The 12,680-nt window shown below is 61.2% G+C and carries 6 protein-coding genes and 1 pseudogene; 5 read left to right on the top strand and 2 right to left on the bottom strand.

All coding sequences use genetic code 11. The features are described from left to right. Positions 1-5 precede the first annotated feature (5 nt). On the top strand, positions 6-557 hold the full coding sequence (locus AC06G8_RS18805) for an SLOG family protein (RefSeq protein ID WP_480285467.1): 552 nt from the start codon (positions 6-8) through the stop codon (positions 555-557). A gap of 94 nt (positions 558-651) precedes the next feature. Here AC06G8_RS18805 and AC06G8_RS18800 read toward each other — a convergent pair whose 3' ends face one another. Further along, complete coding sequence (locus AC06G8_RS18800; protein ID WP_447664397.1) at positions 652-1,011, bottom strand: winged helix-turn-helix transcriptional regulator; 360 nt, start codon at positions 1,009-1,011, stop codon at positions 652-654. 141 nt (positions 1,012-1,152) lie between these two features. On the opposite strand from AC06G8_RS18800, the gene AC06G8_RS18795 reads away from it, so the two are divergent. Further along, on the top strand, positions 1,153-2,376 hold the full coding sequence (locus tag AC06G8_RS18795) for an MFS transporter (RefSeq protein WP_480283542.1): 1,224 nt from the start codon (positions 1,153-1,155) through the stop codon (positions 2,374-2,376). A 4-nt stretch (positions 2,377-2,380) separates the two neighbouring features. Next, positions 2,381-2,509: pseudogene (locus tag AC06G8_RS18790) on the top strand (aldo/keto reductase); the annotation flags it as partial. 107 nt (positions 2,510-2,616) lie between these two features. Here AC06G8_RS18790 and AC06G8_RS18785 read toward each other — a convergent pair. After that, positions 2,617-3,609 (bottom strand): phosphotransferase family protein, encoded by a 993-nt coding sequence (locus AC06G8_RS18785; RefSeq protein WP_480283541.1) that lies wholly within the window; start codon positions 3,607-3,609, stop codon positions 2,617-2,619. Positions 3,610-3,815: 206 nt separating this feature from the next. Here AC06G8_RS18785 and AC06G8_RS18780 point away from each other — a divergent pair, with 206 nt between their 5' ends. Further along, positions 3,816-4,958: a hypothetical protein gene (locus tag AC06G8_RS18780; protein ID WP_480283540.1), complete on the top strand. Its 1,143-nt coding sequence runs from the start codon at positions 3,816-3,818 to the stop codon at positions 4,956-4,958. 583 nt (positions 4,959-5,541) lie between these two features. After that, positions 5,542-12,591, top strand: coding sequence for a glycoside hydrolase family 3 N-terminal domain-containing protein (locus AC06G8_RS18775; RefSeq protein WP_480283539.1), 7,050 nt, complete (start codon positions 5,542-5,544; stop codon positions 12,589-12,591). Positions 12,592-12,680: the final 89 nt, after the last annotated feature.

Genomic DNA, 12,680 nt, shown 5'->3' with positions numbered 1-12,680 from the left:
TGAGCATCGCCAATCTGCTCGTGACCGGGTACAGGGCGCATGAGCTGAACATTTTCTCGCAAAAGCACGAAGCGATTCCGTTCATCCGCAAGGCGGTTGAGAACCGTCTCGTTCCTTTATTGGAGGACGGACTGGAATGGATCATCTCGCCGGGGGGCTATGGCTTCGATCTGTGGGCCTGCGAGGCCGCGATCGGTCTCAAGCGGGACTACCCGCAGCTCAAGATATCGATCATGACGGCGTACGCCAATCCCGACGAGAAGTGGAAGGAAGACCGCAAAGCCTATTATGAAGGCATTCTGCGGCAGGTCGATCATCATGTCAGCGTCAGCAAGCAGCCCTATGAGGGCGTATGGCAGCTGACCGCCCGCGACAGCCTGCTGCTGCGCAAGACCGACGCCATGCTGCTGTTCTACGACGAGGAGATGGGAGAGGGCAGTCCGAAGTATTTCAAGGAACGGGCGCTGCGGAAGCAGCAGGACGAAGACTATCCCCTGTTCACGATTACGGCGGAGAGCATCCAGAGCATCGCGGAGGAAGAACGGCTGGCGGATTGAACAACAGAAAAAAGGCTGGAGCACGCAGAAGGTCTGCGGCTCCGGCCTTTTTCTATTTAGATGAAATGTCTTATCGGAACGGTCATTGTCGGGTTCATCGCGGATTCAGGACGTTTTCCTCCAGCGCCTCGAACCGGTTGCCGTATGTCTTCTCTAGATGCCGATCGCCCCATTCGCATAGCGAGGTCAGAATGGATTGAAGGGATTCGCCATAGTCGGTCAGCTCGTATTCCACCTTCGGCGGCACCTGGTTGTAGCTGATGCGGTTCACGATGCCATCCTGCTCGAGCTCGCGCAACTGCTGGGTCAGCATCTTCTGCGAAATGTCCGGCATGAGCTGGCGGAAGTCGCAGGTCCGCTTCTTGCCATTCGTCAGATGGCATAGGATCACGGTCTTCCATTTGCCCCCGATGACGTCAAGCGTCGCTTCGACAGCGATATTGTATTTTTTCATGGTTGCGGTTTCACTCTCCTTGCATCGCAAAAGGAACTAAAAAGTGGCTATGGTACTTGAAAGTGCGTTCTGTTAAATTTGTTGTAACAGTTCCATAATAACATCTACCGGCAAGAGATAACATAAAGGGGCTGAATTCAAGTGCAATCATTAAGCTCGAGAAAAAATACGCTGGCGCTGCTGTCACTTGCAATCAGCGCCTTTGCCATTGGAACGACGGAATTCATCAGCGTAGGACTGCTGCCGCTGATCTCCGGAGATTTGGACATACCGGTCACGATGGCTGGACTGACCGTGACGCTGTACGCGCTCGGGGTCATGTTCGGCGCCCCGGTGCTGACATCGCTGACCTCGTCCATTCCCCGCAAGACGCTGTTGATCGCCATCATGCTGGTCTTCATCGCCGGCAACAGCCTGGCCGCCTTCTCGACCGGCTTCGGCATGCTGCTCGCGGCCCGGGTTCTGTCGGCGCTCGCGCATGGCGTGTTCATGTCGATCGGTTCGACGATCGCCGCCGATCTGGTTCCGGAGGACAGGCGTGCCAGCGCGATCGCGGCTATGTTCACGGGTCTTACTGTTGCGACGGTGACGGGAGTTCCGCTCGGAACCTTCATCGGGCAGCAGCTGGGATGGCGCTCCGCTTTCATCGGCATTGTGATCATCGGGATTATCGCTCTCGCAGCGGCATGGGCGCTAGTTCCCGGTCAAGGTTTGCGTCAGGGAGAAAGGACGCCGCTGAAGGAACAGGTCAAGCTATTGACCAGCGGCAGGCTTGTGCTGGCCTTCCTCATCACGGCGCTCGGTTATGGAGGAACGTTTGTCGTCTTCACTTATTTATCCCCATTGCTCCACGAGATAACCGGATTCAAGGAATCCGCAGCGGCGCTGATCCTGCTTCTGTACGGAATCGCGATCGCAATCGGAAATCTCATCGGGGGAAAAGCGGCCAACCGCAGGCCGCTGCCGGCCCTGCTCGTCATGTTCGCCGTGCAGGCGGTCATTCTTGTGGTCATGATGGCGGCGCTGCCGCATAAGACAGCCGGACTGATCGCGGTGTTCGCGATGGGGCTGTTCGCCTTCATGAACGTGCCGGGACTCCAGCTCCATGTCGTGCAGCTGGCGGAACGTTACGCGCCCAAGGCGGTCGATGTCGCTTCGGCCGTCAACATCGCCGCATTCAACGGCGGCATCGCGCTGGGAGCATGGCTTGGCGGCATGGTGACCGACCATATGGGGTTGATCCATACAACGTGGACGGGAGCCATCATGGTGGCAGCCGCAGTCGTCTTGACGGCATGGAGCCTGCTTTTGGAGAAGAAAAGCTCGAAGGTTGAAGCGATGCCTGCCGCTAGGCAGACGGCTTGAGCTTCTCGAGACGCTGTTCAAGGACGGCCGGGTGAAGGCGATCGGCGTCGGCAACTTCCATGTCCGCCATCTGGAGGATTTGATGAAGGACGCTGCGGTGCGCCCGATTGTCGACCAGGTCGAGTTCCATCCGCTTTAAGAACGAAAACGCTCCGCAGACAGAAGGAGGATTCCTTCCGCTGCGGAGCGTTTTTTTTTGGAAGGGCGAGCCGACTGTCAGGATGCCGGCGAACGGACGGCCTAGATCATGACCTGCCGCCCTTCTTCGGCCCGGTCCATCGTGAAGCCGATCAGCCGCCGCAGATCCGCCGTGCGGGTGGGAGCATGCTCCCCGGAGCGGCTCAGCAAGTCGCATAGCGCCACCATATCCTCCAGCAGCGCCAGCTCTCTCCACCGCTCCGGCAGAAAGCCTCCGCCTGACCGGTAGCCGGCGGCGAAGGCTTCCTCGGCCGCGGTGCCGCGAGGCTCGTAGCGGAGCCAGTTGCCGATGTCCGCCATGGCGCTGCCTGCATAGGCGAATTCCCAGTCCAGGACGGCCGACAGCTGGCGGCGGCCGCCTGTCCGGACGCCAAGCACGTTCAATGCGTTGTAGTCGGAATGGACGAGTACGGGTTGCATGGCATGCCGGTCGAGAAGAGGCGAGAAGCTGATGCCGAAATGCTCAAGCCTCCGCGTCGTTTCCGTTCCCAGCAGATTTCCTGCTGCCGTCTCCAGACAATGCGCGATGAATCCTCGCCAGCCCTCTCCGCTCAACGCGAGCGGCTCGCTGACCGCAAGCTCCCCGTCCAGGAAGCCGGCTTCCTTGAACCGGATGTCATGGATGGCCGCCAGCGTATGGCCGGCTGCACGATGCCATTCCGTCTTGGCCTCGATGCTGCAGGAGCGGAGCTCTTCCGCGAGCAGCACGCCAGGCATCCATTCCATGATCGCCCAGGGAGCAGGATAGAGCGAGCCGCTCCAGTCGGATGCCAGGAGGCGGGGCAACGGAAGGCTTCCGGCGAGCAAGCGGGAAATGGACGCTTCCTTGCGCGCGACAACCTCACCCTGCCTGTAGATTCTCAGGGCGTAGGAATGCCCTCCCGAATCCAGTTTGTACACGAGGTTGCTGAGCCCGGCTCCGGTGCGCTGAGGCGTGCAATGCCGCAGCTCCGGCAAGGCGGCTGCAGCGAGCTCGCGGATGATGTGCGGCTCGGGCTCCGGCGGCGTTTCTCCTCGTTCCCAATTCTCCTTCATATGATCAGGTCCCCTTTCAAATCCATCGTGAAGCCATCTCACCAACAATCCCGCAAAAGCATAAAGTAGGCATATGTCAAAATATCGAGATGGAGTGAGAGCCTGTGCATGAACCGTTTTCTGCTGACGGCGTGTCCGAACATTTCCCTGTGGAACCGTTCCCTGAACGTTTCCGGCTGCTTCGGCAGCAAGGAGCCGGCTTGGCGTTGACGGCGGCTATTCCATTCGGCTTGCCTGCCGGCTTCGATTGCCGAGGCCTCTTCGGCAGGTCCTGGAGCTCCGGTCCGAAGGCGGGCAAGGGAGAGCCGGAAGGCAAGATCAAGTCCATGCCGAAGCCGCTGGCCAAGTTTCTTCCGAAGGAGCTGCTGCAGGTTGATGCGCTGAGTCCCATCTCGATCCAGGTCATATTCAGCAGGCCGCTTGTGGACGAGGAGCTCGAGGCGGAGACTGCGAGGGCCTCGTTCAAGCTTGGAAGCGATCTGGAGCTGTCCGGTTCGCCCCGGCTGAAGGCGGGAACGAAGGCCTGCTACATTGTCCCGACTTCCCTGCAGCAGCCGGGCAAGCGTTATACGCTCTCCTATCGGGGCGGCGACAAGCTTGGCTTCAAAGCGGGCGTAGACCGCCTGTTCTTCCGGTATGTGCGGCAGATCTCGTACGACACGATCGAGGTGGTGTCGCTGCTCGCCGACGGCGTCGCCGATTGCGGGATGGTCTGCGCCGAAGAAGCCGGGACAGACTCCTCGGTCCCGCAGCTGAAGCTGAATCCGGACAACGTGAGCGGCAGCAGGCACTATCAGATCGTTCCGCCTTTGGAAGGAAAGACGGTGCGGGTGTGCCCCGAAGGAGGCTTGCCGCTCCTTGCCGGATATGTGGAGAGGACACAGCTCCAAGACGGCGTGCAGGCTCCGCAGTTCCGCCTGCCCGAAGGGTATGCGTTCACTCCGGGACAGCTCTATTCAGCGGATATGGATTGGGGCCGGATCGGCCGGGACGAATTCGCGGGGAGTACCTGGCAAGCGCTCAAGATCAAAGGAATCCGCTTGATCGAGCCGGATCTGATCCGGGTCGAGCTTGCCGCCGATCCTGGATGCGATCTATTCGCCGGACGCATGCTGCTGCTCACCTGCCATGGCGAAGCGTCCAAGCGGGCTTCGTACGTTCCGGGCAGCAGAGACGGCGCGGCGGGCGAATTCCGCCTGCTTCCGGGCTGGAGCCTGCAACCGGGCAAAGCGTACAGCGCCGCCCCGCTTGGACCGTGGGCTGCCTGTCCGACAGGGGGCATGCCGCTCCAATCGCTCGCACCAAGTATAACAGGGATGGCACAGAGGGCGAAGTCCGGCCCTCGGTGAGGATGGCCATGCCGATAGGTGTGTTTCTTGCCTATGAGATTTCATTGCCGCCCGTAAAGAGGATTTCGACAAAGAGCAGGGCTTCCGTCGGACACCGGCTGAAGGTTCGACAGGCGTACGCATAGTTCCGAGGCTCTTCCTTTCGACAAGAGGACAGGACATCGGCACGACTGGACGTAATCGAATTCATATCGGATAGAGGCAAAAGACCTGCCAAACATAGCAAATGAAACGCCGCTGCCGAATGTTGAATGGTCTGCATTCCGGGAGTTTGGTCCCTTGCCTTCTTATTCGCCGCGACTCTATAGTGAAAGGGATACTTGCTGCTTTTGCTCTTCTTCGCGGGACAGCCCTGATCGCTTGAGCCGTCTTTATCGCATGGCTGCTATCGCCTCGTTTGATGGGATGGCGCTGGTCCTGCAGAGACAAGCTTGCTGCTTCGAAATGGAAACGCTTACGTAATTTGGGTGCTGTTTGGATGGCGAAGGGGAAGCAAGGCGGTAAAGTAAATCGGATTCATTCCGCAAAATGTAATCGATAACATTTTGGCCTTATTCAGCTCACAGGGAGGTTCAAGCCATTCATGTCAACAATGAAAAGAATCCAGGCCGATGATTCCAGGAACGGGCGGTACAGCCGCCGATTCCCGTCCGTCCGCCGCCCGGCGGTACGGTGGCTGGCTGGAGCGACAGCCGGATCGCTGCTGCTCGGCCTGCTGCCGCTTCATGCCGCCGCCGCGCCGGCAGATCCGGCGTCGCTGCCGGCTTATTTCAATCCTTCCAAAGAGACATCGGAGCGGGTCGCGGATCTGCTCGGCCGGATGACGCTGGACGAGAAGGTCGGCCAGATGGTCCAGGCGGAACGGGCATCCGTCACTCCGGAGGATGTACTGGCCTACGGGCTCGGCTCGGTGCTCAGCGGCGGCGGCTCGTTCCCGAACGGCAAGCTGGCCGACAGCACGCTCGAGCAGTGGACCAAGCTGTACAACGGCTACCAGGACGGCGCTCTGTCGACGCGTCTGGGCATTCCGATCCTGTACGGTGTCGACGGCGTGCATGGCCACAACAACGTCAAGGACGCCACTCTGTTTCCACATAATATCGGCCTGGCGGCAACGCATAACGCCGAGCTGGCGGAACAGGTTGGCGCTGCGGCTGCGGCGGAAATCCGCGCCACCGGCATCAACTGGACGTTCGCGCCGACGCTCGCCGACGTCCAAAATATCCGCTGGGGCCGAACCTACGAAGGCTTCGGCGACGATCCAGCCGTTGCGGCCGAGCTTGGAGCGGCTTACATCAAGGGGCTGCAGGGCGGGAAGCCCGAGGACTTGAAGCGGCCGGACAAGGTCGTCGCCACGGCGAAGCATTTTATCGGAGAGGGCTATACCGACAACGGCTCCAACCAGGGCAATGTGACGGGGTACACGGAGGAACAGATCTGGGAGCTCGAAAAGCAGGTGTACGAAGCTGCCGTCCAAGCGGGCGTCGGCACGGTGATGGCTTCGTACCACAGCATTCAGGGCCTCAAGATGCACGCCAACCAGCGGCTTCTGCAGGATAAGCTCAAGGGAGAGCTCGGGTTCAAGGGCTTCGTCGTCTCCGACTACAACGCGATCGACCAGATTACGAAGGACTGGCAGGGCAACGCCGTGAGCGGCTTGAAGGCCCAGGTCAAGACGGCCGTCAACGCGGGCGTCGACATGATCATGGAGCCGGACAAATGGAAGGAGGTCGTGACCGACCTCAAGCAGCTGGCCGAGGAAGGCGGAATCTCACAGGCTCGGATCGATGACGCCGTGTCGCGGATCCTGACGGTGAAGTTCGATTCCGGCGTCTTCGAGCATCCGAAGTCCGACCCGGATCAACAGGCCGCATTCGGCTCGGCTCAGAGCCGGGCGGTGGCCCGCGAAGCGGCAGCGCAGTCGCTGGTGCTGCTCAAGAACGATGCCGTCCCAAGCGAGGACGGCTCCGAGTCGCCGATCTTGTCCCAGCTGTCCGGAATGAAGGATATTTTCGTTGCCGGCAAGGCGGCGAGCGATATCGGCAGGCAGGCAGGCGGCTGGTCGATCACATGGCAGGGCAGCGCCGGAACGATCACCAAAGGCACGACGATTCTGAAAGGCTTGCAGAAGGCGGCCGAGTCCAGCGGCAAGAAGGTGACCTATAACGAGCATGGCCGCGGCGCCAAAGGCCATGACGCGGCCATCGTCGTTGTCGGCGAGATGCCGTATGCCGAATCGGACGGGGATACGTCCAACCTGAACCTGAATACGGAGGATCTGGCCACGCTGGCCAACGTTCGGGCTGCCGATCCGGAGCTGCCGATCGTGCTCGTGCTCGTGTCGGGCCGTCCGATGACGATCGGTGACCAGCTGAAGGACATCCAGGGGCTTATAGCCGCCTGGCTCCCTGGCACGGAGGGCGATGGAGTCGCGGACGTTCTTCTCGGGGACAAGGACTTTACGGGCAAGCTGCCGCTGAAATGGCCTTTCAGCCTGAGCGCCTACGATCATGTCGACGATCCCGGGCAGTTCCTGTTCAAGACGGGTTACGGCTTGAACAAGTCGCAGCAGACTCCGGATGATCTGCCCCAGCCCCCGGCCCAGCCGGACACGAGCATTCCGGTTCCGGGCATCGTGCAGGCGGAGGATTACAGCGCGATGAGCGCGCCGGGAGCGGTGCAGACGCAGAATACCCAGGATGAAGGCGGAGGCAAGAACGTCGGTTATATCGATGCCGGCGCCTGGCTCCAATACGACGTCCACGCGCAAAGCGGCCTGTACGACGTCGAGGTGCGCTACGCCTCTTGGGGAGATTCATCGGGCGTCAAGATTCTGGACGGAACCGCCAAGGAGCTAGGCTCCGTGAAGCTGCCGAAAATCAACAGCTACCAGGATTGGGGGACGGCCGTCATGCATGGCGTTCCGATATCCGCCGAAGGCAGGCAGAGCCTGCGCGTCCTGTTCACCGGAGGGAGCATGAATCTCAACTGGCTGAAGTTCATACGCACGGGAGACGCTCCCGCTGATGAGGGCCAGCCCGGCACCGGGGATCCGGGAGACGGTACGGTACCGGAGGTGGTTCAGGCGGACGCGGTGCAGAGCTGGACGACCAGCGAACGCGATCCCGGCAATATCCAGTGGTATTACGCGGACCGTTCCAAGCCGGAGGACAAAAAGCTGCAGCAGCAGCAGCCTCTCGATATTGTCCGGCCGAACGAAGCCGTTGGAACGGTTATTTCGCTCGATCCGGATGTGACGTACCAATCCATGGTCGGCATCGGCTCGTCGATGGAGGAATCGACGGTCGGCAATCTCGCCAAGATGTCGGCGGACAAGCGCAAGGAGCTGCTGGGCAAGCTGTTCGATCCGGCGGAAGGGGCGGGCATGAGCCTTGTCCGCGTGACGATCGGCACGGCCGATTTCACCGGGCAGCCGTTCTACACGTATGATGACATGCCGGCAGGACAGACCGATCCGGGTCTGGAGCATTTCTCGATTCAGAAGGACCGCGACCTGCACATCATTTCCACGCTGAAGGAAATCCAGGCGATCAACCCGGACGTGAAATTCTTCGCTTCCCCATGGAGCGCGCCGGGCTGGATGAAAACGACGGACAGCATGATCCGCGGAGAAATCAAGGAGGAGTATCTGCCGGTCTATGCGGACTATCTCGTGAAGTTCGTGCAGGCCTACCAAGCGGAAGGCATTCCGATGGAAATGCTGACCGTGCAGAACGAGCCTCTGCTGGAGATCGATTATCCGAGTACGAAAATGCCTTGGCAGCAGCAGGCCAGGCTGATGGTGCTGCTTCGCCAGAAGCTGGATGCGGCGGGCTTCGGACAGGTCGGATTGCTCACGTTCGACCATAATCCGGGCGACACGATGGCTTACCCGGCCCAGCTTCTGCGCGACAAGGCCGCATACGCGGCTGTGGACGGAACGGCTTTCCACGATTACGGCGGAGAGCTGAGCGAGATGACCAAGCTGCATGACCTGTTCCCGGACAAAAATGTCTACTTGACCGAACGCGCGGTCTGGGGCACGAAGGGAGCCGACCGCATCGCCCAGTACTTCCGCAATTGGGCGCGCAGCTACAATTCCTGGGTCGTCATGCTCGACAGCGACATCAAGTCCCATCAATGGGTCGGCACGCCGGATCCGACTCCGGTCATCCAGGATTCCTCGGACCGTGACAACTACTGGATCGCGCCGGAGACGTACCTGATGGGCCAATTCTCCAAATTCGTGCTCCCGGGCTACAAGCGGATCGAGAGCGATTACGGCTCTTCCGACACCGTGACGAATGTGGCCTTTGTCAGTCCGGACGGACGGAAGGTCGTAACCGTCGCCATCAACCAGACCGACAAGGACCAGCCGATCAAGCTCATGAGCGACGGCACGCAAATTTCTGCGGTCGTTCCGGCCAAGGCGGTGACCACGTTCTCGTGGATTCGTCCCGAGCTGGGCCGGACGGCCCCGGGCAGCTTCCGCGCGGCGGACTTTGACAGCGCACGAGGTGTCTACCAGACCGATACGGTTACAGGCGCCGTATATGGCCTCAATGAAGGCGGGGCTTCCGAGCCGGCTTCCTTCACGTACGGCCTGACGGTCAAGAAGGCCGGCAGTTACTTCCTGGATCTCGGTTATGCCGGGCAGCCTTCCGGCGCTTCAGCGGCGATCGCGATCGACGGCTCAGACGTCGGGAACCTGACGGTGACGCGCGATACTTACGCAGGGCCGAATCCGTTCGGCTATGCGCGGGTGAAGCTGGCGCTGCCGGCCGGCGAGCACGCTCTGAGCGTGACGGCGGAGGGAACCGGATACAGCTTGCGCGACATTCGATTGACGACGGCCAGCGATAGCGCCGCCGCCCTGCCGAAGCGGATTCAAGCCGAGCAGGCGGACGAGTCCTCCGGCGTCCTCATCGAGGATGGAGCGGCCGGCACCGTTCCGGGCAGCTGGCTGGACTACCGGGTCAGCGTGCCGGAGGACGGCGCTTATCTGCTGACCTACCGTTATCGGACCGGTGGAGGAGACTCGGCCGCCGAAGCTTCCTGGAAGCTGGACGGAGGAGGAACTGTCCAACAGGATTCGCTTGCCGCGTCCGATGAATGGACGACAATGACCTCGGCCATTCCGTTGTCCAAAGGGGCGCACTCGCTCCGCCTGACCGTTGGCGGAACGGATGTATCGCTGGACTGGATCGAGATCGGGCCGCGCATCGTCCGCAAGGACAACCCGCCGCTTATCCCGGTTCCGGGCACCGCAACCGCGCTTGATTACGCCGCCATGAGCGGCCCTTCCGAAGGCGCGGGCGGAGCGGCGGACGGCCATAAGCTGACCGGCATCAAGGCCGGCGACTGGATCGACTACAAGCTGAATGTCCCGGAATCGGGAAGCTACACCTTCACGCTTGAAATGAGTTCTCAAGCCGGTGGCATGGGCGCGTTCGATCTCAAGGTCGGAGATGCTGTCCTGGCGTCGTACGACGTCCCGCAGATTTACGGCAATTGGGTCAAGAGCCGCAAGACGGCCGCGTTGCCGAAAGGTGAAGTCACGCTGCGCCTTGCCGCGAACGTGGAGGGCTTCGAGATCGGAGCTCTGGCCATTGAGCCGATCCGGACCTTCGCTGCGGACACTGGCGGCATTCTGACCATCGAAGCGGAGAGCTACTTCGATTCCGGACGCAATGCCATCGAGACGAATAAAGCAGCCGGAACGGCCAACGTGGGCTACACGAATGCGGGCAATCTGCTGCGTTATCGGGTGGACGTCCCGCAGGACGGCAACTACAAGGCGACCTACCGCTACGCGACGAAGCAAGGAGGAGTATCCGCAGCCCTGTTCGCGGACGGCGAGCTGAAAGGCACCGCGGCCCTGCCTTCCACAGGCGATTGGGGCGCGTACAAGACCGTCTCCCATATCGTCTCCCTGAACGGGGGCGTGCAGGAAATCGGCGTGCTGGATCAAGGAGACGGCTTCAACATCGACTGGATCCGGCTGGAGCCGACGACCGAAGAGAACCAGCCGGCGGTCAGCCGGGCAGCGGTTCCGTCCGCTTCCCTGAAAGCCGGCAAGTATGACTCGCCGCAGGAGCTGCTGCTTGCGAGCTCGACCGATGGCGCGACGGTGTACTACACGCTGGACGGCTCGCTGCCTTCGCCTGACAACGGCATCGCGGCAGCCGGTCCGATCGCCGTATCCGGAATTGCTGTCATCCGTGCAGCCGCGTTCAAGGATGGCTTGCCCGGCAGCTTCACGGCCGCATTCACGTATGTGACCGGCAAATCGCAGCCAAGCGAGTCGCCATCGGCCACGCCAAGCACGACGCCGTCGGCGACGCCAAGCACGACGCCGTCGGCGACGCCAAGTACGACGCCGTCGGCGACGCCAAGCGCGACGCCGTCGGCGACGCCAAGCGCGACGCCGTCGACAACGCCAAGCGAGACGCCTTGGCTGCCATACTGGCCGACACCGTCGCCATCGCCATCTGCATCGGCGGCACCTTCGGGCGCAGATATCACAACCGCCGTTCCAGTGCTCGATTCCGCATCGGGAATCGCTGTTGCCTCCATTGACGCCGATGAGCTGCAGCGTGCTGCAAGTCAGGGAGCGGCGGTCATCTCGATTCAAGTTCCCGCCTTGTCGGGAGCGAAAGGGTATCGAATCTCCATACCGGCAGCCGCTCTTACAGACGGCAAAGCCGCGCTTGAGATTCGGACGGCTGCCGGGATCGTGACGCTTCCGGCGAAAATGCTGAAAGGGTATGGCGATCTCACGTCCGGAACTGTGCAGCTCGAAATGGCCCGGATTCAAGGCGCATCAAGCCAAGCCGGGGCACGCATCACCCTTTCGGCTGCCGGCAAATCTCTCATGTGGCGCGGCAAGCTGCAAGCGGTAAGGGTCAAGCTGCCGTACTCGGCAAGCGAGGAAGAGTCCACGCATCCGCAGCGCATAACGGTGCGGATGGTGGACGAAAGAGGAATCGCCGCAGCCGTGCCGACCGCCCGCTACAGAGCGGGCTCAGGCAGTGTCGAGTTCCAGACTTCCCTGCTTGGGGAGTTCCAGATTGAATATGTGGTCAAGAAATTCAAGGATACGGCCCATCTGACATGGGCCGCCGAAGCTATAGACGCTCTGGCCGCCAAGGGCGTCATCACGGGAACCGGAGCGGAAGTGTTCACGCCATCCACGAATGTGCGCCGTGCCGACTTCGTCGTCATGCTCGTGAGGGCGCTCGGTCTCAGCGGCGAAGCAGTCGAATCCTTCGCGGATGTCCCCGCGGGCTCATACTATGAGGAGGAGGCAGCTGTCGCCAAATCGCTTGGAATCGCGGCAGGCAGGGAGGATGGAAGCTTCGATCCCATGGCTCCGATTACGAGGCAGGAAATGATGTCGCTCGCATTCAGAGCCCTGAAGCTGGCAGGCAAGCCGGTGCCGGCGGCGGCAGCGGCCGAGCTGGACGGTTATGCGGACCGCTCCTTGTTGGCGGCGTATGCGGCTGAGGCCGCTGCGGCGCTCGTCAAGGCCGGATTGCTGAGGGGAGATGGCAGCAGTCTGAATCCGGCAGGCCTGACGACACGCGCCGAGGCAGCCGTGCTGATCTATCGTCTGTACGCTTGGATGGACTGACCCGTCCAAGGAGAAAAAGCTTCCCGGCCATTGCGGCCGGGAAGCTTTTTTATTACATTAAAGGCGAAAATGGGATGAGGCGAGTCAAG

It is taken from the genome of Paenibacillus sp. SJS-P3, assembly GCF_056711585.1.
This window is presented reverse-complemented; position numbering and strand designations above follow the sequence as displayed.